Source organism: Microbacterium excoecariae (assembly GCF_011326725.1).
GTDB lineage: Bacteria > Actinomycetota > Actinomycetes > Actinomycetales > Microbacteriaceae > Microbacterium > Microbacterium excoecariae.
On the sequence record NZ_JAANCO010000002.1, the window covers coordinates 216,257 to 239,661 of the forward strand.

At 74.0% G+C, this 23,405-nt stretch carries 20 protein-coding genes; 12 read left to right on the top strand and 8 right to left on the bottom strand.

The window, feature by feature from the left end; all coding sequences use genetic code 11:
- The first annotated feature begins 83 nt into the window (after window positions 1-83).
- Genes G8E01_RS12235 through G8E01_RS12245 form a run of 3 tightly spaced genes read left to right on the top strand, consistent with a single transcriptional unit; the run spans window position 84 to window position 3,864 of the window.
- Window positions 84-890: a DeoR/GlpR family DNA-binding transcription regulator gene (locus G8E01_RS12235; protein WP_166320247.1), complete on the top strand. Its 807-nt coding sequence runs from the start codon at window positions 84-86 to the stop codon at window positions 888-890.
- Window positions 887-1,834 (top strand): 1-phosphofructokinase family hexose kinase, encoded by a 948-nt coding sequence (locus G8E01_RS12240; protein ID WP_166320249.1) that lies wholly within the window; start codon window positions 887-889, stop codon window positions 1,832-1,834. Before G8E01_RS12235 ends, G8E01_RS12240 begins: the two co-directional genes overlap by 4 nt.
- A 20-nt stretch (window positions 1,835-1,854) precedes the next feature.
- Window positions 1,855-3,864: a PTS fructose transporter subunit IIABC gene (locus G8E01_RS12245; RefSeq protein WP_166320251.1), complete on the top strand. Its 2,010-nt coding sequence runs from the start codon at window positions 1,855-1,857 to the stop codon at window positions 3,862-3,864.
- Window positions 3,865-5,305: 1,441 nt separating this feature from the next.
- Here G8E01_RS12245 and G8E01_RS12250 read toward each other — a convergent pair.
- Together G8E01_RS12250 and G8E01_RS12255 are read right to left on the bottom strand one after the other, a co-directional pair.
- Window positions 5,306-7,849: a YhgE/Pip domain-containing protein gene (locus tag G8E01_RS12250; RefSeq protein WP_166320253.1), complete on the bottom strand. Its 2,544-nt coding sequence runs from the start codon at window positions 7,847-7,849 to the stop codon at window positions 5,306-5,308.
- Window positions 7,849-10,596 carry an MMPL family transporter gene (locus G8E01_RS12255; protein ID WP_166320255.1) on the bottom strand — a complete coding sequence of 916 codons (2,748 nt, stop codon included), beginning with the start codon at window positions 10,594-10,596 and terminating at the stop codon, window positions 7,849-7,851. Before G8E01_RS12255 ends, G8E01_RS12250 begins: the two co-directional genes overlap by 1 nt.
- A gap of 82 nt (window positions 10,597-10,678) precedes the next feature.
- Between G8E01_RS12255 and G8E01_RS12610 the strand changes: the two genes are divergently transcribed.
- Both G8E01_RS12610 and G8E01_RS12265 read left to right on the top strand, forming a co-directional pair.
- A complete protein-coding gene (locus G8E01_RS12610; protein ID WP_338100819.1) occupies window positions 10,679-11,317 on the top strand; it encodes a TetR/AcrR family transcriptional regulator in 639 nt (212 codons plus the stop codon).
- 43 nt (window positions 11,318-11,360) lie between these two features.
- Window positions 11,361-12,167, top strand: a complete 807-nt coding sequence (locus tag G8E01_RS12265) for an LLM class F420-dependent oxidoreductase (protein ID WP_166320257.1) — start codon at window positions 11,361-11,363, stop codon at window positions 12,165-12,167.
- On the opposite strand, the gene G8E01_RS12270 is transcribed toward G8E01_RS12265, so the two are convergent.
- Window positions 12,164-13,150: an o-succinylbenzoate synthase gene (locus G8E01_RS12270; protein ID WP_166320259.1), complete on the bottom strand. Its 987-nt coding sequence runs from the start codon at window positions 13,148-13,150 to the stop codon at window positions 12,164-12,166. The genes G8E01_RS12265 and G8E01_RS12270 overlap by 4 nt on opposite strands.
- Before the next feature lie 112 nt (window positions 13,151-13,262).
- On the opposite strand from G8E01_RS12270, the gene G8E01_RS12275 reads away from it, so the two are divergent.
- Genes G8E01_RS12275 through G8E01_RS12290 form a run of 4 tightly spaced genes read left to right on the top strand, consistent with a single transcriptional unit; the run spans window position 13,263 to window position 16,784 of the window.
- Window positions 13,263-13,775, top strand: a complete 513-nt coding sequence (locus G8E01_RS12275) for a hypothetical protein (RefSeq protein ID WP_166320261.1) — start codon at window positions 13,263-13,265, stop codon at window positions 13,773-13,775.
- Window positions 13,772-14,683 (top strand): 1,4-dihydroxy-2-naphthoyl-CoA synthase, encoded by a 912-nt coding sequence (locus G8E01_RS12280; protein WP_338100820.1) that lies wholly within the window; start codon window positions 13,772-13,774, stop codon window positions 14,681-14,683. Before G8E01_RS12275 ends, G8E01_RS12280 begins: the two co-directional genes overlap by 4 nt.
- Entirely contained in the window at window positions 14,683-15,816 is a 1,134-nt protein-coding gene (locus tag G8E01_RS12285) for an AMP-binding protein (protein WP_166320265.1), read from the top strand. The genes G8E01_RS12280 and G8E01_RS12285 overlap by 1 nt, the downstream gene beginning before the upstream one ends.
- Before the next feature lie 11 nt (window positions 15,817-15,827).
- The gene (locus G8E01_RS12290) at window positions 15,828-16,784 is read left to right on the top strand and encodes a 1,4-dihydroxy-2-naphthoate polyprenyltransferase (RefSeq protein ID WP_166320267.1); all 957 of its coding nucleotides are present in this window, start codon (window positions 15,828-15,830) and stop codon (window positions 16,782-16,784) included.
- Window positions 16,785-16,790: 6 nt separating this feature from the next.
- Here the strand turns inward: G8E01_RS12290 and G8E01_RS12295 are convergent, their stop codons facing one another.
- From G8E01_RS12295 to G8E01_RS12315, 5 genes are read right to left on the bottom strand one after another with little or no spacing between them, the layout of a single operon-like run.
- The gene (locus tag G8E01_RS12295) at window positions 16,791-17,099 is read right to left on the bottom strand and encodes a DUF4229 domain-containing protein (protein ID WP_166320269.1); all 309 of its coding nucleotides are present in this window, start codon (window positions 17,097-17,099) and stop codon (window positions 16,791-16,793) included.
- Between the two features lie 22 nt (window positions 17,100-17,121).
- Window positions 17,122-17,904: an ectoine/hydroxyectoine ABC transporter ATP-binding protein EhuA gene (gene ehuA, locus G8E01_RS12300; protein WP_338100827.1), complete on the bottom strand. Its 783-nt coding sequence runs from the start codon at window positions 17,902-17,904 to the stop codon at window positions 17,122-17,124.
- Between the two features lie 22 nt (window positions 17,905-17,926).
- Complete coding sequence (ehuD, locus tag G8E01_RS12305; protein ID WP_155047985.1) at window positions 17,927-18,583, bottom strand: ectoine/hydroxyectoine ABC transporter permease subunit EhuD; 657 nt, start codon at window positions 18,581-18,583, stop codon at window positions 17,927-17,929.
- Window positions 18,583-19,305: an ectoine/hydroxyectoine ABC transporter permease subunit EhuC gene (ehuC, locus tag G8E01_RS12310; RefSeq protein WP_166320271.1), complete on the bottom strand. Its 723-nt coding sequence runs from the start codon at window positions 19,303-19,305 to the stop codon at window positions 18,583-18,585. Before ehuC ends, ehuD begins: the two co-directional genes overlap by 1 nt.
- A gap of 19 nt (window positions 19,306-19,324) precedes the next feature.
- Window positions 19,325-20,215 carry a transporter substrate-binding domain-containing protein gene (locus G8E01_RS12315; protein WP_166320273.1) on the bottom strand — a complete coding sequence of 297 codons (891 nt, stop codon included), beginning with the start codon at window positions 20,213-20,215 and terminating at the stop codon, window positions 19,325-19,327.
- Between the two features lie 178 nt (window positions 20,216-20,393).
- Here G8E01_RS12315 and G8E01_RS12320 point away from each other — a divergent pair, with 178 nt between their 5' ends.
- The 3 genes from G8E01_RS12320 to menD are packed head-to-tail and all read left to right on the top strand — an operon-like array spanning window position 20,394 to window position 23,388.
- A complete protein-coding gene (locus tag G8E01_RS12320; protein WP_166320275.1) occupies window positions 20,394-21,155 on the top strand; it encodes a GntR family transcriptional regulator in 762 nt (253 codons plus the stop codon).
- A 42-nt stretch (window positions 21,156-21,197) separates the two neighbouring features.
- Window positions 21,198-21,704 (top strand): PLDc N-terminal domain-containing protein, encoded by a 507-nt coding sequence (locus G8E01_RS12325; RefSeq protein ID WP_166320277.1) that lies wholly within the window; start codon window positions 21,198-21,200, stop codon window positions 21,702-21,704.
- Window positions 21,691-23,388 (top strand): 2-succinyl-5-enolpyruvyl-6-hydroxy-3-cyclohexene-1-carboxylic-acid synthase, encoded by a 1,698-nt coding sequence (menD, locus tag G8E01_RS12330; protein WP_166320279.1) that lies wholly within the window; start codon window positions 21,691-21,693, stop codon window positions 23,386-23,388. Before G8E01_RS12325 ends, menD begins: the two co-directional genes overlap by 14 nt.
- Window positions 23,389-23,405 lie beyond the last annotated feature (17 nt).

Genomic DNA, 23,405 nt, shown 5'->3' on the forward strand with positions numbered 1-23,405 from the left:
GCTTTTTCGTGCCGGCATTTCTGTGAATGTGTTGTTTTGCGTGGAAGTGCGTTGTAATCTGGGTGGCGTCCAAAGGAGGACGCATGTACCCAGAGGAGCGACAGGGCCTCATCGCGCGCGCCGTGACCGACGCCGGCCGCATCTCCGTGCGCGAGATCGCCGCGCGATTCGACATCACGACCGAGACGGTGCGCCGCGACCTGCAGGCGCTCGAGGAGGCCGGGGCGCTGCGGCGCGTGCACGGCGGCGCCATCGCGCCCGAGCGCGCGAGCCTCGTCGAGCGTGCCGTGGGGGAGCGCCGCCAGGTCGCGGGCGACGCCAAGCGCCGCCTCGCCGAGGTCGTGGCGAGCCGGATCCCCGACGGGTTCGCGGGGTCCGTGTTCCTCGACGCGGGCACGACGACCGGCGCGCTCCTGGATCCGCTCGCCCGCCGGCTGTCCGGCGGCCGCGCCGAGATCGTCACGCACGCCGTGCAGCACGCGGCCGCGCTCGCGGAGACCGGCGCGGTCGCGCTCACGCTCCTCGGCGGGCGGATCCGCGCGCTGACCGGCGCCGCCGTGGGGGCGCAGACCGTGCGCGAGATCGCGGGGATCCGGCCCGACGTCGCCCTCGTGGGGGTGAACGGGATCTCGGCCGACTTCGGGCTGTCGACCCCCGACGGCGACGAGGCCGCCGTGAAGCGGGCGATCGTGCGCGCCGCGCGCCGCGTCATCGTCGTGGCCGACCGGTCGAAGTTCGGTTCCGAGTCGCTGCACCGCTTCGCGGGCCTCGACGAGGTCGACGCCATCGCGACCGATCAGGCGCCGGAGGGCGCGCTCGCCGCGGCGCTCGCGGAGCACGACGTCGAGGTGTGGGCCGCCCCGGCCCCCGAGAAGGAGGCGACGACATGATCGTCACGCTGACCGCCAACCCCTCGCTCGACCGCACGGTCGAGCTGCCCGGCCCGCTCGCGGTCGGCGAGGTGCAGCCCGCCTCCGGCGCGCGGGAGGACGCCGCCGGTAAGGGCATCAACGTCGCGCGCGTGCTCGATGCCGCCGGCGACGCCGTGCGCGGCGTGCTCCCGCTCTCGCCCGCGGATCCGTACGCGACCGCGCTCGGCGGCGACCTGCCGACCGTGGCCGTCCCCGTCTCGGGGAACGCGCGCGCGAACATCACGCTGACGGATCCCGAGGGCACGACGACGAAGATCAACCTGCCGGGCGCGCCCCTCGACGAGGCGACCCGCAGGGCGCTCATCGACGCCGTCGTCGCCGTGTGCGCGCGGGACGATGCGGGCTGGCTCGCGCTGTGCGGATCCCTCCCGCCGGGCGCCGGGGAGGACTTCTACGTGGACGTGATCCGGGCCGTGCGCGAGCGCGTCGCGCGGCCGCCGCGGATCGCGGTCGACACCTCCGGCGCCGCGCTCGCGCGGGCCGTCGCTGCGGGCCGCCCCGACCTCATCAAGCCCAACGAGGACGAGCTCGCCGAGCTCGCCGGGCGGGCGCTGCCGGACGCGGCGCTCCCCGAGGCGGTCGCGCTCCTCGCGCGCGAGATCGTGCCGGGCCGCGTGGGCGCGGCGCTCGTGACGCTCGGCGGCGCAGGCGCGGTGCTCGTGACGGCCGACGAGGCGCTCCACGCGCCGATCCCACCAGGTGTCGCCGTGCGCTCGACCGTGGGGGCGGGCGACAGCGCGCTCGCGGGCTACCTGCACGCGGACGCGGCCGGCCTCCCCGCCGCCGCCCGCCTCGTCTCGGCGGTGCGGTACGGATCCGCCACCGCCTCCCTCCCGGGCACGCAACTCGCGGCGCCCGCCGACCTCCCGACCGGCGACGTGGCCGTCGCCGCCCTGGCCTAGCCCCCGAAAGGACCCCCGAGATGTCAACCATCACCCCGGCGCTCGTCAGCCTCGACGACGAGATCGGCGCCGACAAGGAGCAGGTGCTGCGCGCCCTGGCCGCCCGATTCGTCCGAGAGGGCCGCGCGGGCGACGCCGACGCGCTGTTCGCCGCGGCCTGGGCGCGCGAGGAGAAGGATGCCACGGGCCTGCCCGGCGGCATCGCCATCCCGCACGCCAAGGCCGCGACCGTCACCGCGGCCTCCCTCGCCTTCGCGCGGCTGGACCCGCCCGTCGACTTCGGCTCGTTCGACGGGCCGAGCGACATCGTCTTCATGATCGCCGCGCCGGACACCGCGGCGGAGGAGCACCTCGCCGTCCTGTCGCAGCTGGCGCGCCACCTCATGGACGACGACTTCACGGCGGCCCTGCGCGCCGCCGCCACGCCGGAGGAGGCCGTGCGCATCGTGCGCGCGGCGATCGGCGAGGGCGAGGCCCCCGCCGCGTCCGACGAGGCCCCCGAGGCCCCCGAGGCCCCTGCCGAACCGGCGCTCGCTCCGGGCGCGGCGGCCTCCTCGGCCCCGCGGATCCTCGCCGTCACGGCCTGCACGACCGGCATCGCGCACACGTACATGGCCGCCGACGCGCTGACGAAGGCCGCGGCCGACCAGGGCGTGGACTTCGCCGTCGAGCCGCAGGGATCCAGCGGGTTCACGCGCTTCACCCCCGCGCAGATCGCGGAGGCGGACGCCGTGATCTTCGCGGTCGACGTCGACGTGCGCGAGCCCGAGCGCTTCGCCGGGAAGCCCGTGGTGCGCCGGCCCGTCAAGGCGGGAATCGAGCACGCCGCCGACCTTATCCGCCTCGCGACCGAGGCGGCCACGGATCCGTCCGCCGAGCGCGTCTCGGGCGAGGCCGCCACCTCCGCCGCGGCGCCCGGCGAGCCGGAGAGCTGGGGCAAGCGGATCCAGCGGATCCTCATGACCGGCGTCAGCTACATGATCCCCTTCGTCGCGGGCGGCGGGCTCCTCATGGCGCTCGGCTTCCTCCTCGGCGGTTTCCAGATCAACGAAACGGCGAACGAGATCGCCGTGGGCAACGCCCTGTGGAACCTGCCGGACGGCGGGCTGGCGGAGTACCTCGGCGCGCTCGCGTTCGCGATCGGCAACGCGTCGATGGCGTTCCTCGTGCCGGCGCTGGCCGGCTACATCGCGTTCGCGATCGCCGACCGCCCCGGCATCGCCCCCGGGTTCGTCGCGGGATCCGTCGCCGTCCTCATGGGCGCGGGCTTCCTCGGCGGCATCGCTGGCGGCCTCCTCGCGGGCCTCGCGGCGTGGTGGCTCGGCACCCTCACGGTGCCCCGGTGGCTGCGCGGGCTGATGCCCGTCGCGATCATCCCGCTCCTCGGATCTGCCTTCGCCTCCGGCCTGCTGCTGCTCGTGCTCGGCATGCCCATCGCCGCGCTCATGGACCTTCTCACGGAGGGCCTCAACACCCTCGCCGCGTCGGGCCTGCTGCCGCTCGTCGGGGTCATCCTCGGCCTCATGATGTGCTTCGACCTCGGCGGCCCCGTGAACAAGGTCGCGTACGCGTTCGCGGTCGCCTCCCTGGGGGAGGCGTCGGCCGACAACCCCGTGCCGTACTACATCATGGCGGCGGTCATGACCGCGGGCATGGTGCCGCCGCTCGCGATGGCGCTCGCCTCGACCGTGCTCGCGCGCGGCCGGTTCTCGCCCGCCGAGCGCGAGAACGGCGTCGCCGCCTGGCTCATGGGCCTGTCCTTCATCTCGGAGGGCGCCATCCCCTTCGCCGCCGCGGATCCCCTGCGCGTCATCCCCGCCTCGATGCTCGGCGGGGCGGTCACCGGCTTCCTGTCGATGCTCTTCCTCGTCCAGTCGCAGGCGCCGCACGGCGGCGTGTTCGTGTTCTTCGCGATCACGCCGATCTGGGGCTTCCTCGTCGCGCTCGCCGCGGGCACGATCGTGGGCGGCGTGGCCGTCTCGGCGTTCAAAGCCATCGGATCCCGCCGCACGGCCCCCGTCGCGGCGTAGTTTCGTCCGGACGCCCCCTCCCGCTGCCCGCGGGAGGGGGCGTCCCGCGTGTCGGGTCGCGCGTATGCACGGGGGTCCGGCCCGCGGAGGTGCGTGTGGGCGACGTGGGTGTGGTGCCCTGGCTTCGGATCGCGCATATGCACCCGGGTCCGGCCTGCGAGGGTGCGTTTGCGCGACCCGAGCACGGCGCCCCGGTTTCGGGTCGCGCGTATGCACCTGGATCCGCCCTTCGGAGGTGCGTTTGTGCGACCCGATCACGGCGGCCCGCGTCGGATCGCGCATATGCACCCGGATCCGCCCCGCGAAGGTGCATTTGGGCGACCCGAGCACAGTGCCGCAGCTTCGGATCGCGCGTATGCACGGGGATTCGGCCTGCGAAGGTGCATTTGCGCGACTTGAGCGCGGAACCCGCGCCTCGGGCCGGCGTGCGCGGGTCGGTTTGTCCTGGCGGCGCGTCGCACCCCGCTTCGGGTCGCGCATATGCACGTGGACCGGCCCCGCGAAGGTGCGTTTGGGCGACGTGGGTGTGGCGCCTTGGCTACGGATCGCACGTATGCACCTGGATCCGGCCCGCGAAGGTGCACTCGGGCGACGCGGGGTCGCACCCCGCTCCGGATCGCGCATATGCACGGAGGTCCGCCCCGCGAAGGTGCATTTGGGAGGCCCGAGCACCGCGGCCCGGTTTCGGATCGCGCGTATGCACCTGGATCCGGCCCGTCAAGGTGCGTTTGTGCGACTTGAGCGCGAAACCCTCGCCTCGGATGGGCATGCGCGGCTCGGCTTGTCCTGGCGGCGGTTTGTCCTGGCGGCGCGTCGCACCCCGCTCCGTATCGCGCGTATGCACGTGGATCCGCCCCGCGAGGGTGCGTTCGTGCGAATTCAACACGGCGTCCCGGTTTCGGGTCGCGCGTATGCACCCGGATCCGGCCCGCGAAGGTGCATTTGCGCGACTTGAACGCGGAACCCCCGCCGGAGGCCGGGCATGCGCGGGTCGGTTTGTCCTGGCGGCGCGTGGAGGCGGCGGGGTGTCGCACCCCGCTTCGGGTCGCGCATATGCACGTGGATTTGCCCCGCGAAGGTGCATTCGGGCGACCCGAGCACGGCGTCCTGGTCCCGGATCGCGCATACGCACGTGGATCCGTCCCGCGAAGGTCCATATGCGCGACTTGAGCGCGGAACCCCCGCCGGGGGGCCGGGCATGCGCGGGCCGGTTTGTCCTGGCGGGGTGTGGGGGCGGCGGGGCGCCGCGCCCCGCTGTGGGTCGCGCGTATGCACGTGGATCCGCCCCGCGAAGGTGCATTTGGGCGACGCGAGCGTGGCGCCCCCGGTTCGGGTCGCGCATATGCACCCGGATCCGGCCCGCGGGGGTGCGTTTGCGCGACCCGAGCACGGCGCACCGCCCCCCGCCCCGGCCCCGGCCCCGGCCCCGGGGGTCGGGGCGCTACGCGCCCGCGAGCACCGCCCGGGCCGAGGTGGTGCGGCGCACCTGCACGGCTACGATCGTGGCCACGAGCGCGAGCACCGCCCAGGTCACGAGCGCGGCGACGGATCCGCCGACGGGTCCGGACGTGACGGCGCCGAGGAGGGCGTCGATCGCGGGGGCCGTGGGGAGAGCGCCCGCGAGGCCCGCGAGGGCCCCCGGCACGGTCGACACGATCGCGACGGCGACCGCGACGGCGCCGACGAGCGCGCCGACCCAGCGCCCGGCGCCGCCGAGGACGGCCACGAGCGCCTGGTGGATCGCCGCGAAGCAGACGCCGATGAGCGCGGACAGACCGGTCACGGCCCAGGCGACGCCGGGGCTGTAGTCGCTCACGAGCACGATGATGCCCGCGACGAGGACGCCCTGCACGGCGCCGATCGCGGCGCCCGGGAGGAGCGCCCGCGCGGCGAGGGCGAACGAGCTGCGGCGCGAGGCGAGGGCCCCCGCCGTCACGGGGCGCAGAGCGACGAAGGTGGCGAGGGATCCGAACCACAGCACGACCGCCGCGAGCAGCGGGATCGCGGAGGCGCCGAACAGCGCCAGCCCGGAGCTGCCCGCGCTCACGGGGCTCGCGACGACGCCGGCGAGGTCGGCGGCCTCGTCGTCGGTGAAGCTCGGCAGCTGCTCGGTCGCCTGCGTCAGGCCATCGCCGAGCTCGGCCGCGCCGTCGCTCAGCTGGCCGACGCCGTCGCCCAGCTCGCTCGTGCCGTCGGCGAGCTCGTCCGCGCCGCTCTGGAGCTCGCCGGTGCCGCTCGCGGCCTCGCCGGTCGCGGTGCCGAGCTGCGCGATGCCGTCGGCGAGCGAGTACGTGCCGGCCGCGGCCTGCGCCGCGCCCGTCGCGAGGCCCGAGGCGCCCTCCGACAGCGCGCTCGTCCCGGTCGCGATCCCCGAGGCGCCCTCGACGAGCGCCGGCATGTTCGCGGCGAGCTGCGCGAGCCCGCCCGACACCTGTGCCGCCCCGGGGGCGAGCTCAGCGGCGCCGTCCGCGAGCGCGCTCACGCCGTCGGCGAGCTCGGAGGCGCCGGGCTCGGCCTCGGCGACGCCCGCGCGCAGCTGGGCCGTGCCGTCCGCGACGCCCGTCGCGCCCGTGCGGAGCTGGCCGGTCATGCCCGCGATCCCGGCCACGCCGGTCGCGACCTCCTGCGCGCCCGCGTTCGTGTCGCTCGCGGTGCCCGCGAGCGCGGTGGTCGATGCGGCGACGGATCCGGCCGCGTCCTGCGCGTCGGCGAGCTGCGCGCAGAAGTCGGCGCTGCCGCCCTCGGCCGCGCAGGACGCGGCGAGGTCCGCGAGGGATCCGGAGAGCGCCGTCGCGTCCTCGTCGAGCCCCGACAGCCCGTCGGCGAGGCCGGCGGTGCCCGCCGCGACGCCGGCCGCGCCGTCGGAGAGCCCGCCCGCGTTGAGCGCGTCGTCGATCCCCGCGACGCCCGCGGAGACCCCCTCCGACGCGGCGACGAGGCCGGGGTTTGCGGCCGTGCCGTCGCCGTCGAGGCCGGCCAGGAGCGCGGTCAGCGCGTCCGCGATCCCCGCCACGCCGTCGGCCACGCCGGGGGTCTCGCCCGTGCCGTTCAGGCCCGCGGAGAGGGCGGCGACGCCGTCCGAGACCTGCTCGGCGCCCGAGACGAGCCCGGGCTGGTCCGCGGTGCCGTTCAGGCCGTCGTCCACCTGCTGCAGCCCGCCCGCGAGCGCCCCGGCGCCGTCGGTGAGCTGGTCGGCGCCGGAGGCGAGCTGCGCGGCGCCGTCGGAGATCTCGACGGTGCCGTCGCCGAGCGTCGTCGCGCCGGATGCCGCCTCGGCGGCGGCGTCGGCCAGCTGGGTCATCCCGGCCGCGAGCTCGCCGATCCCGCCGGAGAGCTGGGTCATGCCGTCGGCCAGCTGATCGGCGCCGTCCTCGGCCTCGCCCGCGCCGTCGGCGAGCTGCGTCGCGCCGTCGGCGGCGTTGCCGAGCTGGTCGCCGAGCGTCGTGAAGCTCACGAACACGTTCTCGAGCGTGGCGGAGGACAGCTGGGATCCCATCGCGTCGGCGGCGATCGTCGACACCTGCTGCATGATCGCGCCGTCGACGATCCGCGCGTCGTCGGCGGTGGTGACCTCGATGGTCGCCTCCGTGGGATCCGCGGATCCGGACAGCGCGTTCGCCGACGACATCGCCGCCTCGCTGAAGTCCTCGGGGATCGTGACGACGGCCTGATAGGTGCCGTCCGCGATGCCGTCGGCGGCGTCCTCCTCGTTGGAGATGACCCAGTCGATGTTGCTGTCGACCTCGTCGGAGCCCTCGACGAGGCCGCCCGCGAGCTGACGCCCGAGCGGGACCTGCTGACCGTCGATCTCGGTGCCCTCGTCGAGGTTGACGATCGCGGCGGACATGTTGTCCAGCCGGTCGGTCGGGTTGTAGAGCGCCGCGACGAGGATCCCGCCGATGAGGGCGGGGAGGAGGAGGACGCCGAGGATCGTCGCCCACGTGACGGGGCGCTTCGTGCCGGCGCGTTCGATGTGCGTGGTCATCAGATCACCTCGGAGGCCGCGGTGCGCGGCGTGACGTCGAGAACGGGGGCGCCGCGCCAACCGGCGTCGGCGAGGAGGGCGAGGCCGCGGGCGGGATCGGCGGCGGAGGCGACGACCGTGAGCGGATCCGCGGATCCGGTGCGCGCGCCGGATAGGGCCGCCGCCACGCCTCGGGCGTCGTCGGCGGAGAGGCGGTCGAGGCCCTCGAGCACGACGAGGCGCGCGTCGCCCGCGAGCGCGCCGCGGACGGCGTCTCGCGCGTCGCCCGAGCCGAAGCGCGCGACGCCGACGTGGGCGCGGACCCAGGCGCCGCGGCCGGGGAGCAGGTGCCCGGCGACGCGCAGGCGCGTGCCCTCGTCGGGCGCGAGCCGGCCCGCGATCGCGAGGAGCACGGCGCGGCCGGCGCGCGGATCCTCGGAGCGGAGAAGGAGCGCCTCGCCGGGCGCCACGCGCAGGGACACGCCCTCGGCGAGGGGGCCGTCGTCGCCCGAGACGGCGAGGTCGTCGGCCGCCACCTCGACGCCGGCGCGGTTCTCGGGCCACTCGGCGAGCTGTTCCTCGCGCTCGACCGCCTCGCCCTCGATGTCGAGCGCCGGCAGGCGCGTGCCGAGCCAGCGCGGCATCCACCAGGCCTTCGTTCCGAGCAGCGCCATGACGGCGGGAACGAGCGTCATCCGCACGACGAAGGCGTCGACGGCGATGCCGACGGCGAGCGCCAGCGCGATCGGCTTGAGGTTGCTGTCGCCCTCGGGCACGAAGGCGGCGAACACCGCGAACATGATGACGGCGGCCGCGGTGACCACGCGCGCCGAGGCGGTGTATCCCGAGCGCACGGCCTCGACCGCGACCTCGCGCGTGGCGCCGAGGCGGCGGGACGCGTGCACGTAGTCCTCGCGCATGCGGGACACGAGGAAGACCTCGTAGTCCATGGCCAGGCCGAACAGCACGCCCATGACGACGATCGGCATGAAGGCGATGACGGGGCCGGTCTTCGCGACGTGGAGGAGATCCGCGCCCCAGCCCCACTCGAAGACCGCGGCGACGACGCCGAACGCGGCGAGGACGGACAGGAGGTAGCCGAGGGTCGCCTTTAGCGGGACCCAAATCGAGCGGAAGACGATCGTGAGGAGGATGAAGGAGAGCCCCACGACGAAGACGCCGAACGGCACGAGCGCGCCCGCGAGCTGGTCGGAGATGTCGATCGCCACCGCGGTGAAGCCCGTGACGGCGAGGTCGATGCCGTACTCGTCGAGCCACTCGTCGTGGTGGGAGCGCAGCTCGCGCACGAGGTCGCTCGTGGCGGGATCCGAGGGCCCCGTTTCGGGGATGATCTGCACGATGCCCGTGTCGGCGGTCTCGTTGGGGGTCGCGAGCGCGACCTCCGCGACGCCGTCGATCTCCTCGACCTCGGCGCCCAGGTCCTCCATAAGGGTGAGCGGGTCGTCGGAGGTGACGATCGTGCCGGTGAGGATGAGCGGGCCGTTGACGCCGTCGCCGAAGTACTCGCCCGTGAGATCGAAGGCCTGACGCGCCTCGCTGTCCTCGGCGAGCACGCCCGCGTTCGGGAGCGCGAGCTGCAGCTGCGTCGCGGGGATCGCCACGATGCCGAGGCCGAGGACGATCGCGACCGTCGTCACGACGGGGTGCTTCGTGACCGTCTCGACCCAGCGGCGGGCGAAGCCGGGGGCGACGGATCCGTCGGCGAGGAGCCGCTTCTTCCGCGGCCGCCCGACGGCGCGGCCCTTCGCGAACCCGAGGAGGGCGGGGGTGAGCGTGATGGCGATGGCGACCGCGACGGCGACGGCGACGGCGGCCGCGATGCCCATGGTCGTGAGGAAGGGGATCCCGGCGAAGCCGAGGCCGATGAGGGCGATCAGCACCGTGACGCCCGCGAACACGACGGCGGATCCGGCGGTGCCGGTGGCGCGGGCGGCCGCGTCCTCGGGCGGCACGCCGTCGCGCACCTGGTCCTGGTGGCGTGCCGCGATGAACAGGGCGTAGTCGATGCCGACCGCGAGCCCCAGCATGAGCGCGAGCATGGGGGTCGTGGAGCTGACCGTCGCGAACTGTGTCGACAGCACGATCGCGAGCAGCGACACGCCCACGCCGATGAGGGCGACGGCGAGCGGGAGGCCCGCGAGCGCGATGGCGCGGAAGGTGACGATGAGCACGATGAGGGCGACGACGACGCCGAGCGCCTCGATGATCGACAGCGCGGGGAGCTCTGTCGCGAACAGCTCGCCGCCCAGCTTCACGACGGATCCGTCCGGCAGCTCGTCGGCGAGCGCGTGCACGTCGTCGGTGATGGCGTCCTTCTGCGCGTCGGTGATCGCGGTCGCCTGGCCCTCCAGCTGGATTTGGGCGATGCCCGCCGCGCCGTCGTCGGAGATCAGGCCGTCGACGAGGTCGCTGTAGGGGGAGGTCGCCGAGGACATCCCGTCGACGTCGCCGAGCGCGTCGATCGTGTCCTCGATCGGGCCGCGGTAGGCGTCGTCCGTGATCTCGTCGCCGTCGGCCGCGACGACGATGAACTGCGCGGAGGTGCCGGCCATCTGCGGGAAGGTGCGCGTGAGCTGCTCGAGCCCCTCCTGCGATTCGGTGCCGGGAATCTCGAACGAGTTGTCGAATCCCTTGTTGAGGCCCGCGGCGCCCGCGCCGACGACGAGGAGCAGGAGGAGCCAGGTGGTGAGGACGCGCCAGGGGTGGCGGTACGACCAGCGTCCGAGCGACGACAGCAGGGTGGACACGGAAGAGGCCTTTCGGTCCTGGGAAACGAGGGACAGGTCCGATACACCGTTGTATCCGATACAAGTGTGTATCGTAGTCGGCGTGAGTGACGAACGCACCCCGCCGGCTATGAATCCGCCGAAAATGCGCGGCCGCGAGGCGACGAAGGCGCGGCTCCTCGACGCGGCCGCCGCCGTGTTCGCGGAGGTGGGGCTCGGATCCGCGTCCGTCGAGGCCGTCTGCGAGCGCGCCGGCTTCACGCGCGGGGCGTTCTACTCGAACTTCGCGAGCAAGGAGGAGCTCTTCCTCGAGCTCGCGCGCCGCGGCGCCCACGATGCGCTCGCCGCCGTGCACGCCCGCGCCGCGGCCGTGCAGGGCCCCTTCGATCTCGACGACATGGACACCCTCGTCCGGCTCCTCGGGGCCGCGGGGGAGGACGCGTTCACCGTGCAGCTGACGGCGGAGATCACCGCCCAGGCGATGCGGGACGAGCGGCTCGGCGCGATGCTCGCCGAGTGGAACGCGGGCATGACGCGCGAGATCGCGCAGATCGTCGAGCAGATTCTGATCAGCGGCGGCCTGCGCCTGCGCGTGCCCGCGCTCGAGGCGACGCGCATCATCCTCGCCGTGTGGAGCGACGTGAGCGAGCGCGTGGTCGTGGAGCGCCTGGGCGAGGCGGAGAGCACCCGCGTGCGCGCGGACGCGGTCGCGGGGGTCGTGCGCCTCCTCGTCGAGGTGTAGCCGGATCCGCCCCGCCCCGCCCGCGGGGCCATACCCTGTCGGCATGGCCCTCACCGACACCCCCGTCCGGCTCGGCGTGCAGATCGCGCCGCAGCACTCCTCCTACGCCACCATCCGCGACGCCGTCGCCCGCCTCGAGGACATGGGCGTCGACGTCCTGTTCAACTGGGATCACTTCTACCCGCTGAGCGGCGAGCCCGACGGCCTGCACTTCGAGGCGTGGACAATGCTCTCCGCCTGGGCCGAGCAGACCGAGCGCGTCGAGTTCGGCTGCCTCGTCAACTGCAACTCCTACCGGAACGCGGACCTGCAGGCCGACATGGCCCGCACCGTCGACCACATCTCGGCGCGCGGCGGCGAGGGCCGCTTCATCTTCGGCACGGGATCCGGTTGGTTCGAGCGCGACTACGACGAGTACGGCTACGAGTTCGGCACGGCGGGCGCGCGCCTGGACGCGCTCGCGGACGCCCTGCCGCGCATCGAGCGCCGGTGGGAGAAGCTCAACCCCGCGCCCACCCGCGAGATCCCCGTCCTCATCGGCGGCGCCGGCGAGAAGAAGACGCTGCGCATCGTCGCCCGCCACGCCGACATCTGGCACAGCTTCGTCTCGCCCGAGGAGCTTGTGCACAAGCTCGCGGTCATCGACCGATGGGCGGAGACCGACGGCGGCGACGCCTCGGGCCTCGTGATCTCCAACGAGCTCAAAGGCCGCGACGAGGGCGACGCCCAGGCGCTCTTCGATGCCGGCGTGCGGCTGTTCACGCTCGGCATCACGGGCCCCGACCTCGACTTCGACGCGGTCGCGCGCTGGATCGCCTGGCGCGACGCCCGCAACGGCCGGGCCAGCTAACCCGCGAGCACCGCGTACGCCTGGGCGATCCGCCCGCGCCACCACTCCTCGCGGTCCGCGCTCGCCGCGTGGTCGTTCAGGAGCGCCGGATCCGGCTCCACGCGCCGCACCGGGACGGATCCGGCCTCGGCGCGTAGCGGATCCGCCGTCACGTCGGCGGCGAGGAGGCTGGCCGTGCCGAGCCCGCAGTCGTGGGGGAGCGCGGGCAGCGCGGCCGCGAGGTGGGCGCCCTGCGCGAGGCCGACGCTCGTGTCGAGCGCGGAGGAGACGACGGCGGTCAGCCCCGCGCGCTCGACGATGTCGAGCGCGCGGCGCGCCCCGCCGAGCGGCTGCGCCTTGACGACGACGATGTCGGCCGCCCCCGCGCGGGCGACCGCGACCGGGTCCTCGGCCTTGCGGACCGACTCGTCGGCCGCGACCGGGATCGCCCAGTCCGCCAGGCGCTCGCGGATCTCGGCGAGCTCGGCGACGGATCCGCAGGGCTGTTCCACGTATTCGAGGTCGTAGGGCGCGAGGGCGTGCAGGGCGCGCTCGGCCTCGTCGACGTTCCACCCGCCGTTGGCGTCGATGCGCACGCGGCCCTCGGGGCCGACGGCCTCGCGCACCGCGGCGACGCGGGCGACGTCGTCCGCGAGCGCCTGCCCGCGCTCGGCGACCTTGACCTTGACCGTGCGGCAGCCGTCGTAGCGGGCGAGGACGGCGGGCACGTCCGCGGCGTCGACCGCGGGCATCGTCGCGTTCACGGGGATCCGGTCGCGGTGCGCGGCCGGCTGCGGCGCGGCGGCGAAGTCGATCGCTGCGGCGAGCCACGACGCGGCCTCGGCCGGGCCGTACTCGAGGAAGGGCGAGAACTCGCCCCAGCCCTCCGGCCCCTCGAACAGCGCCGCCTCGCGCACCGTGACGCCGCGGAACCGGCGCGCCAGCGGCAGCGACACGACCCGGACGGTCTCGAGGATCTCGGCGAGCGACAGCAGCGGGGTCATGGATCCATGATGGCGCGCGGGCGGCCCCGCGGGGGATCGCCGGGTGAGACGAGGGTGAAATTCTGGTGTTCCGGCGGGCTTCGGCTCGCGGGGCGGGTCAGACTACTTCCCAATGACTCGGGGGAGTTCGGGGCGCACGGCGCCCGCACAGGCGACCGCGCGCCCGCGCGACGTCGCGGTTCTTGCGGCCGCGACGGCTCTCGTCGTGGTCTTCACCCTCGTCGATCTCGCCGCGGGCGTCGCCGTCGATCCGGCCACGGGGGAGCGCATCGGGGTGCTGAACCCGGCGCTCTGGCCGTTCGGCCTCGGCGCGGGGCTCGTCGGCATGGCCCTCGCGGTCTGGCTGTGGGCGCGCGCGTCGCGCCGCGGCGGGTGGACGAGCCGCGCCGCGCTCGCGCACGCGAGCGTCGTGCTCGCGACGAGCCTCGCGGCGTCGATGGCGCTGTCCGCGGGCCGCGTCATCGACCCGCGGTTCACCCAGCTCGTGTTCGGATCCTCCGACGGCCTGGCCGTGCGCGTCGCGGGGGTGGCGGTGGGGGCGCTCGTGATCGGCGGCGGCGTGTGGGTGGCCGCGATCCCCTTCACGCGACTGCAGCGGGCCGCGGGAATAGGCTGGAGGGCGTGACTTCCCGCACCGTCTCCGACATCTTCGACCCCGACGCGTGGCAGGCCGCGCCCGGATCCGAGAACTTCCGCGACATCACGGCGCACGTCTCGCCCGACGGCCGCATCGCCCGCATCGCGTTCGACCGGCCCGAGGTGCGTAACGCCTTCCGCCCTGGCACGGTCGACGAGCTGTTCCGCGCCCTCGAATCGGCGCGCACGGATCCGCGCATCGGGTGCGTGCTCCTGACGGGCAACGGCCCGAGCCCGAAGGACGGCGGCTGGGCGTTCTGCTCGGGCGGCGACCAGCGGATCCGCGGGCGCGACGGCTACAAGTACTCCGACGACGAGCGGGCCGTCACGGACCCGGCGCGGGCCGGGCGCCTTCACATCCTTGAGGTCCAGCGCCTCATCCGCTTCATGCCGAAGGTCGTCATCGCCGTCGTCCCGGGCTGGGCGGCGGGCGGCGGGCACTCGCTGCACGCGGTGTGCGACCTGACGATCGCCTCGCGCGAGCACGGCCGCTTCAAGCAGACTGACGCCGACGTGGGATCCTTCGACGCGGGCTACGGATCCGCCTACTACGCCAAGCAGATCGGGCAGAAGTTCGCGCGCGAGGTGTTCTTCCTCGCGGAGGAGTACTCGGCCCAGCGCGCCTACGAGATGGGCGCGGTCAACCGGGTCGTGCCCCACGCGGACCTCGAGCGGGAGGCGATCGCGATGGCGCGGACGGTCCTGACGAAGTCGCCCACCGCGATCCGCATGCTGAAGTACGCCTTCAACGCCGCGGACGACGGCCTCGCGGGCCTGCAATTGTTCGCCGGCGAGACCACGCGGCTCGCGTACGGCACGGACGAGGCCGTCGAGGGGCGCGACGCGTTCCTCGAGAAGCGCGACCCCGACTGGTCGGCCTTCCCGTACCACTTCTGATGCGGCTCGAACCGGTCTCGTCCGACGACCCGCGGGTCGTGCTGCGGGCGCTGCGCGGCGCCGTGCTGGGGGCGGGCCCCGCGGTCGCGCTCGGCGCCTCCGCGGGCCTCGCGCGCGAGGTCCCGCCGGGAACGGCCGTCGTGCTCACGACGTCCGGCTCGACGGGCGTGCCGAAGTCGGTCGCGCTCTCGCGCGCGGCCCTGACCTCCTCCGCACTCGCGACCGCCCGGCGCATCGGCGAGGGGCAGTGGCTCCTTCCGCTCGCGGGCGGGTACATCGCCGGCGTCCAGGTCATGGTCCGCGCGCTCGTCGCGGGCCGGGATCCCGCGATCCTCGCCGGCCGGTTCACGGCCGACGCGTTCGTCCATGCCGCGAGCGGCATGCGTTCGTTCGAGGGCGGCGCGCGCGTGCCGACCTTCACCTCGCTCGTGCCCGCGCAGCTGATCACGCTCGTCGACGCGGCCGAGCGGGATCCGCGCGCGGCGGCCGCGCTGGCGGGCTTCGAGGCGATCCTCGTCGGCGGGCAGCGCCTGCCCGACGCGCTGCGGGACCGCGCGCTCGCGCTTGGCGCGCGGGTCGTGCGCACCTACGGCTCGACCGAGACGAGCGGCGGGTGCGTCTACGACGGGGTCCCCCTGGACGGGGTGCGGGCCGGGGCCGTGGGCGGCGAGCTGCGCATCGCCGGCCCGACCCTCGCCGACGGCTACCTCGGCGACCCGGAGCGCACCGCCGCGGCGTTCGTGACGGATCCGTCCGGTGTCCGCTGGTACCGCACGGGCGACGCGGGCGGGTTCTCGGGCGGCGTCGTGACGGTGACGGGGCGCATCGACAACGTCATCGTCTCGGGCGGCGTGAACGTCTCGCTCGATCGCGTCGAGCACGCCGTGCGCGAGGTGCCGGGGCTGTCTGCCGCCGTGGTCGTGGGCGCGCCGCACCCCCGCTGGGGCGCCACCCCGGTCGTGGTCGTCGAGGGCGCGGCGCCGGACGGCGCCCTGGCCGCGGCGCGCGCCGCCGCCGAGCGCGCGATCGGCAAGCCCGCCCGGCCCGACCGCGTCGTGACGGTCGCCGCGATGCCGCGGCTCGCGAGCGGAAAGCCGGACCGCCGCGCGCTGACCGACATGCTGGCCGCGTAGCATGGCTCCTCGTGGCACACGCGAAGAACACCTGGCACGTCAGCGGTAACCCGGCCAAGCGCGCCCGCGCCGAGGGCGGCCCCGCCGGGCCCGTGACGCTCGGCGACTGGATCGGCGCCGCGCGCCTGCGCACCCTGCCGCTCGCGGTGACGCCCGTCGTGATCGGATCCGGCGCCGCCGTGCTCGCGGATCCGCAGCACCTGTTCCACGGGATGATCGCGCTCGCGTGCCTCGCGGTCGCCGTCTTCCTCCAGATCGGCGTGAACTTCGCGAACGACTACTCGGACGGGGTCAAGGGCACGGATAACTTCCGCGTCGGCCCCGCGCGCCTGACGGCCTCGGGCCGGATCCCCGCGCGCCGGGTCCTCGCCGTGGCGCTCGCCTTCTTCGGCCTCGCCGCGATCGCGGGGCTCGCGATCGTGATCCGCACCGGCCAGTGGTGGCTGCTCGCGGTCGGGGCCGCCTCCATCGTCGCCGCCTGGTTCTACACGGGCGGCCGGCGCCCCTACGGCTACAACGCGCTCGGCGAGGTCTTCGTCTTCGTCTTCTTCGGCCTCGTCGCGACGCTCGGAACGACGTGGGTCCAGGCCCAGGACCTCCCGCAGGAGGCGTGGTTCGGCGCCGTCGTCGCGGGGCTCCTCGCCTGCGCGGTGCTGCTGGCGAACAACCTGCGCGACATCGAGCAGGACCGCACGGCCGGCAAGCGCACGCTGTCGGTGGTCATCGGTCGCCGCGGCACGCAGATTCTCTACACCGTGCTCCTCGCCGGCGCCTTCGGCATCGTGGCGTGGCTGGCGGTGTTCTATCCCATCGCCTGGCTGGCCTTCTTCGGCCTGTTGACCGCCGGCCCCGCCATCGCGATCGTGTGGAGCTACAAGACCCCGCGCGAGCTCGTCACGGCGCTCGCCTTGACCTCGATCTCCTCGCCGATCGTGGGCGTCTTCCTCGCCTGGGGGTTCGTCGGCTGAGCCGGGCTACGCCCGCGGATCCTCGGATCCGGACTCCCGCATCGCCTCGGCGTTCGCCTCGTCCTCGACCTGGTCGTCGACCTCGCGCGCGGTCGGGGTCTGCCGGCGCGCCTGCCGGTCGGCGAGGCCCGCGGACACCTCCGCGCGCTTCCCGCCGAGGAAGATGATCGACAGGCTCAGCCCGATGAGCGTCGCGAAGATCACCGCGAGCCACCACAGGTCCCAGAACACGGGGAACAACAGCATGACCCCGAGCGGCACGGCGAAGAACGCCAGGCGCAGGAGCGAGTAGGAGAGAACGGACCGGAGCTTCACGCGCCCATTGTCCCAGCCGCGGCTACAGCACCGCTGAGAGGAAGTCGCGGGTGCGCTCCTCCTGGGGGTTCTGGAAGATCTCGTTGGGCTCGCCCTCCTCGACGATGCGGCCGCCGTCGAACATCATCACCCGGTTCGACACGTCGCGCGCGAACTGCATCTCGTGGGTGACGATGAGCATCGTGACGTCGGTCGTCTCGGCGATGTCGCGCAGGATCTGCAGGACCTCGCCGACGACCTCCGGATCCAGCGCGCTCGTGACCTCGTCAAGCAGCAGGATCTCCGGATCCATCGCGAGCGCGCGGGCGATCGCGACGCGCTGCTGCTGACCGCCCGAGAGCGACGTGGGGTGCGCGTTCGCCTTGTCGGGGAGCCCGACCTGCTCAAGCAGCTCGTGCGCGCGCGCCGTCGCCTCGGCCTTCGAACGGCCGAGGACGTGCACGGGCGCCTCGATAATGTTCTCCAGCACCGTCATGTTCGGGAACAGGTTGAACTGCTGGAAGACCATCCCGATGCGCGTGCGCATGCGAGTGCGGTGCTTGTCCTTGAGCGCGACGCGGCGGCCGCCGCGCAGGACGTGCGTGAGCGGCTGGTCGTCGATGAGGATGTAGCCGTCGGTCGCCTCCTCGAGGGTCATCACGAGCCGCAGGATCGTCGTCTTGCCGGATCCGGACGGGCCGATCAGCGTCACGCGGTCGCCCTTGCGGACCGTGAAGTCGAGCCCGTCGAGCACGGTGTTGTCGCCGAAGCGCTTCACGACGTTCTGGAAGCGGATGGCCGGGACGTCGCCGTCCGCGAGCGTTATCGCCCCCGTGTGGGTGGGGAGGTCAGTAGGCAAGGCGCTTCTCCAATCGCGCGATGAGCAACGAGGTGGGATAGCTCGCGACGAGGAACAGCACGCCCGCGAGCGTGATGGCCTCGACGTAGCGGAAGTTCTCGCCGCCGTAGAGCTGCGCGGCGCGAACCATGTCGGTGACGGCGATCGCCGCGAGGAACGGCGTCTCCTTGAACATCGAGATGACGTAGTTGCCGAGCGCGGGGACGGTGGCCCGCACCGCCTGCGGGATGACGACCGCCGTCCAGGTGCGCCGGCGGGGGAGGGACAGCGCGGTCGCCGCCTCCCACTGCCCGGAAGGCACCGACTCGATGCCCGCGCGGTAGACCTCGGCCATGAAGGTCGCGTAGTGGATCCCGAACACGGCGATCCCGATGACGAGCGGATCCAGGCTCGTGAAGGCGAAATACACGAACAACAGCTGCACGACGAGCGGCGTCATGCGGATGAAGTCCATGACGAAGGTGACCACGCCCGCGACGGGGCGGGGAGCGGAGCGCCGCACGAGCGCGATCACGAGCCCGAGCACCGCCGCGATCGCGCTGCCGGCGATCGTCACGACGAGCGTGACGGTGAGGAAGGCCCACAGCATGTCGGGCAGGGCGGCCCACGCGTGCTCCCAGTTCCAGAGCTGGGTGTCGCCGGCCATCAGGCGTTCGCCCCCTTCGCGGAGCGGGCGGATCCGAAGATCCCGCGGGGCGCGTCCCCGCGACCGAGCCGATGCTTTGCGCGGCGCTCGAGGAGCGACATGCCGAACGACAGGACGGACGCGAGCAGGAAGTACACGATGAGGCCGAACGAGTAGGCGAAGAAGACGTCGGTGTCCACGCGCAGTCGGTTCAGCTCGGCGGTGAGGTCGACGATCGTGATGAGGTAGACGACGGCCGTCCCCTTCAGCAGCTGGATGAGGAGGTTGTTGAGCGAGGGCAGCATGAGCGCCCACGCCTGCGGGAAGATCACGCGGCGCATGCGCTGGCTGCGCGACATGCTGAGCGCCGTCGTGGCCTCCCACTGGCCCGCGGGGACCGAGTTGATGGATCCGCGCACGACCTCGGCGCCGTACGCGCCGTAGTTCAGCCCGAGGCCGACGATGCCGACCGCGACGGGCTCGAGCTCGAGGTAGAACGGCGGCAGCGGCAGCACGAAGAAGAGGAAGAACAGCTGCACGAGCAGCGACGTGCCGCGGAAGAACTCGATGACGGTGCGGGCGGATCCGCGCAGCACCACGTTGCGCGCCCGGGCGGCGAGCCCGAGCGCGATGGCGATGACGAGCGCGAGGGCCGCGCCGCCCAGGGTCAGCTCGACGGTGATGAGAAGGCCGTCGAGGATCCGGGGCAGCGCGGCGCCCAGCGCAGCGAAGTCGTCGGTCACGAGGGGGTGGTCCCGCGCGTCAGGACAGGTCGCCCGAGCACAGCTGCTCGGTCGTCAGGTCGGCGGGCGGCAGGTTCTCCGCCGTGAAGCCGAACGGCTCGACGAGGTCGAGGTACGCCGCCTCGTCGCCCGTGATGTTCGCGAGCTCCTCGTTGTAGGCCTCGAGCAGCTCGGTGTCGCCCGGCCGGAAGACCGTGGCGCCCGCGCCGACCTGCTCCACGCCGTCGAGACTCTGCACGAAGGCGGTCGTCGTCTCGAGGTCGTCCATGTCCTCGGTCATCCAGTTGAGCGAGACGGCCGTCAGCGCGAACGCGTCGGCGCGCCCGGACTGCACGGTCTCGAGGCCGTTCGTCGCCGAGTCGACCTCGACGACGTCCGTGATGCCGAGCTCCTCGGCGTAGCCGTCCTCGATCGCGCCGGACTGCACGGCGAGCGTGACGCCGTCGGCCGCGGCGACCGAATCGAGGTCGCTGAGGCCCTGCGGGTTGCCCGTCGGCACGGCGAGCGCCGTCGTGTACATGATCTCGGGGTCGCTGAAGGCTGCCTGCTCGCAGCGCTCGGGGAGGATCGACATCCCGGCGCTGACGGCGTCCCACCGGCCCGCGTTCAGGCCCGGGATGAGGTTGTCCCAGGCCACCTCCTCGACCTCGATGTTGTCGATGCCGAGGGCGGAGAAGATCGCCTCGTGCATGGCGATCGTGGCGCCCGTGGGCTCGCCCGAGGAGTCGACCCACGAGTAGGGGCGCTCGGACGCGATCGCGAGGGTGATGGTGCCGTCCTCCTGCAGCCGCTCGAGCGTGCTGCCGGCGTCGTCGCCGTCGGGGGCGGTCGAGGTGCAGCCGGCGAGGCCGAGGGCAAGGATGCCGAGCCCGGCGAGGCTGGTCGTCGTAAGCGTGCGCCTGGGGGTCATGAGATTCCTCTCGCTGTGGAGCCGCGCGCCGGTGCGGGGCGCCGCGGCAGGAACGTCGCCACACTGCCACAGTGTCGACGTGAGGGCAATCCAATTGTCGGAATGTCGACAATCATGCAGACTTTCGGACGTGGGAGAATGTCACGACGGTTCCAGTCCGCACAAGAAAGGCCCTGTCATGAGGGGTTCGCTGTCGCACACGCACGCCGCGCGCTCGGTCGTCCCGGTGGCGCGCATGTCCACGGTCGACCTCATCGTCATCGAGCTGCGCAAGGCGATCCTCCAGGGGCACCTCGCGGTTGGCGGGCCCATCGGCGAGATCGAGATCGCGTCGCAGCTCGGCGTCAGCCGCGGGCCGCTCCGGGAGGCCGCGCAGCGCCTCGTGCAGGAGGGGCTGCTCGTGTCGATCCCGGGGCGCGGCCTGCGCGTGCGCCGCATCCCGGTCGCCGAGGTGCCCGACCTCTACGAGGCGCGCTACGCGGTCGAGGCGCACGCCGTCACGCGGCTCGCCGCGGAGCCCGCGGTCGTCGCGGTCGCCGAGCTCGAGGCCGCGCTCGCGCGCCTCGTCGCCGTGTCGACGGGGGACGAGGCGATCGTGATCGGCGACGCCGACATCGCCTTCCACCGCACGCTCGTCGAGCTCATCGACTCGCCGCGGTTGCTCCGGACGATGGAGACGCTCCTCGCCGAGACCCGCATCGCAAGCCTCAGTGCCCCCGACGGGTACCACGTGCGCCGCACGGTCTCGACGACCTACCGGGCGCTCATCGACGCCATCCGCGCGGGGGACGGCGAGGCGGGGCGCGCCGCCCTGCGCCGCCAGTTCGACGACGCCGTCGCGCGCATCACGGGCGAGGACGACGCCACCGAGACGGTGGACGCCGCCCCGAGCGACGCGCCCGCGACCTTCTCGCCGATCGAGCACGACGCGGAGCTGTAGGGCCCGGATCCGCCCGCCCGCGACGCCTCGTAGGATGAGGGGGTGGCCCGTCTTCTCATCGTCCTCGCGGTGGCCGCGGTCGTCTTCACGGTGTTCAGCATCGTCGACTGCGCCGTCCAGCCCGACACCCGCCATCGCGGCGTCTCCAAGGGTGCCTGGGTCGTCATCACCCTCGTCCCCGTGATCGGCGGGATCCTGTGGTGGACGATCGGCCGCGCGCGCCCGGGCCAGGAACGGCCCGTCGCCACGGGTCCCGTCGGACCGGACGACGACCAGGGCTTCCTGTCGGCGGCGGACGAGCGGATCCGTCGGCTCGAGGAGGAGCTCGCGATGCTCGACGCGGAGGAGCAGTTCGAGCGCCCCGCGCGCGGCGAAGACGCCGACGATATCGCAGACCTCGAGGCCCAGTTCGACGGGCCCGCGCGCGGCGAGGAGGACGCGCGCGACGCGGCGGCCTCGGACGACGACGCCCCGGACGGCGACGCTTCGGAGCCCGGCGACGAGCGGGGCGAAGACGACGCGGACGATCGGCGCGATGACCGCGCCTGAGGGCGCCCCCGCGTCTCCGGCCTCGGCCGCGGCGGCCGCGCTGCTCGACGCCCTCGTCACGCTCGGCGTGCGACACCTCGTCGTCAGCCCCGGATCCCGCTCGCAGGCGCTCGCGCTCGCGGCCGCCGAGCTCGAGCGTCAGGGGCGGGCGAGCCTGCACGTGCGCATCGACGAGCGCTCGGCGGGGTTCACGGCCCTCGGCATCGGGCGCGAGACCCGCGTCCCCGCCGCCGTCATCTGCACCTCCGGCACGGCGGTCGCGAACCTCCTGCCCGCCGCGCTCGAGGCGCACCACTCGGGGATCCCGCTGCTGCTGCTCACGGCCGACCGCCCGCCGGAGCTGCGCGGCGTGGGGGCGAACCAGACCACCGCCCAGCCCGGGATCTTCGGCGAGGCGGCGCGGTTCGCGGTCGACGCCCCGGTACCCGCGGGCGGCGACGAGGGCGCGTTCGTCGAGCTCGCGGCGCGCGCGTTCGTCGCGGCGGCGGGGGAGTCCGTGCAGGGCGTGGCCCACCTCAACCTGCCCTTCGTGGAGCCGCTCGCGGGCCCGCTCCCGGAGTGGTTCGCGGACGGCGGGGGAAATGCGGAGGCGCTCCGGATAGCGCGGGCGCTGATCCCGGATCCGCCCGCCCCCGTGACGCTCGAGCAGGGCCCGCGCACGATCGTCGTGGCCGGCGAGGGCGCGGGCGAGGACGCCGAGCTCATCGCCCGGCAGGGCGGCTGGCCGCTCGTGGCCGAGATCGTCAGCGGCGCGCGCTTCGGGCGGCGCGTCGTGCAGGGCGCGCGGGCCGCGCTGGCGGATCCGTCCCTCGGGGGGCGCGTCGAGCGCGCGGTCGTCGTCGGGCACCCGACGCTCACCCGCGAGGCGACCGGCCTGCTCTCGCGCCCCGACGTCGAGGTCGTCGCGCTGCGGGGCACGGGTGTGGCGTTCGACCTCAACGGCGCGACCCGCCAGGCCGACGCCGTCGCGGTGGCCACCGGGGAGCCCGACCGCGCCTGGCTTCAGGCATGGGCCGCGTTCTCGCGCGCGCATACGACCGACTTGGACACCCCGGCGCCCGACATCGCGGGGCTCGCCTCGTACGAACCGCGCGAGCGCCTCGGGGCCGTGCGGGCCGAGCTCGCGGCCGTGCGCACGCCGCTCGACCGCGCGCAGCTCGTCGCGGGGCTCTGGCGCGCCACCTGGCCGCACGACCGGCTCGTGTTCGGCTCGAGTCGCCTCGTGCGGGTCGCCGACGACGTCCTGTCCGGCAAGCGCGTGCGCGTGCACGCGAACCGCGGGCTCGCGGGCATCGACGGGACGATCGCGACGGGGCTCGGCGTGGCGCTGGCCCTCGCCGCGGGCGGCGGCCCCGGCGTGACGCGCGTGCTGCTCGGCGACCTCGCGTTCCTCCACGACGTCGGATCCCTCCTCCTCCCGGACGCGGAGGCGCGCCCGCGGATCCAGGTCGTCGTCGGCAACGACGGCGGCGGGACGATCTTCGACGGGCTGGAGGTCGCGCGCGCGGCGGGCGCCGACGCCATGACGCGGGTGCAGTACACGCCGCAGTCCGCCGACATCGCCCAGCTCGCGGGGGCCTACGGGTGGGGGCACGTCGTCGCCACGACCCGCTCCGCGCTCGACCAGGCGCTCACCGCCCCCGTCGACGGCCCGCAGATCGTGGAGGTCCCGCTCCCGCGATGAGCCGGGCCCCGGCTGCC

Coding starts and splice junctions, on each gene's coding strand:
- G8E01_RS12315 (WP_166320273.1), bottom strand. CDS start 20,215: ATGACCCCCAGGCGCACGCTTACGACGACCAGCCTCGCCGGGCTCGGC.
- G8E01_RS12235 (WP_166320247.1), top strand. CDS start 84: ATGTACCCAGAGGAGCGACAGGGCCTCATCGCGCGCGCCGTGACCGAC.
- G8E01_RS12240 (WP_166320249.1), top strand. CDS start 887: ATGATCGTCACGCTGACCGCCAACCCCTCGCTCGACCGCACGGTCGAG.
- G8E01_RS12270 (WP_166320259.1), bottom strand. CDS start 13,150: ATGACCCCGCTGCTGTCGCTCGCCGAGATCCTCGAGACCGTCCGGGTC.
- G8E01_RS12245 (WP_166320251.1), top strand. CDS start 1,855: ATGTCAACCATCACCCCGGCGCTCGTCAGCCTCGACGACGAGATCGGC.
- G8E01_RS12285 (WP_166320265.1), top strand. CDS start 14,683: ATGCGGCTCGAACCGGTCTCGTCCGACGACCCGCGGGTCGTGCTGCGG.
- G8E01_RS12320 (WP_166320275.1), top strand. CDS start 20,394: ATGAGGGGTTCGCTGTCGCACACGCACGCCGCGCGCTCGGTCGTCCCG.
- ehuD (WP_155047985.1), bottom strand. CDS start 18,583: ATGGCCGGCGACACCCAGCTCTGGAACTGGGAGCACGCGTGGGCCGCC.
- G8E01_RS12275 (WP_166320261.1), top strand. CDS start 13,263: ATGACTCGGGGGAGTTCGGGGCGCACGGCGCCCGCACAGGCGACCGCG.
- menD (WP_166320279.1), top strand. CDS start 21,691: ATGACCGCGCCTGAGGGCGCCCCCGCGTCTCCGGCCTCGGCCGCGGCG.
- G8E01_RS12265 (WP_166320257.1), top strand. CDS start 11,361: ATGGCCCTCACCGACACCCCCGTCCGGCTCGGCGTGCAGATCGCGCCG.
- G8E01_RS12250 (WP_166320253.1), bottom strand. CDS start 7,849: ATGACCACGCACATCGAACGCGCCGGCACGAAGCGCCCCGTCACGTGG.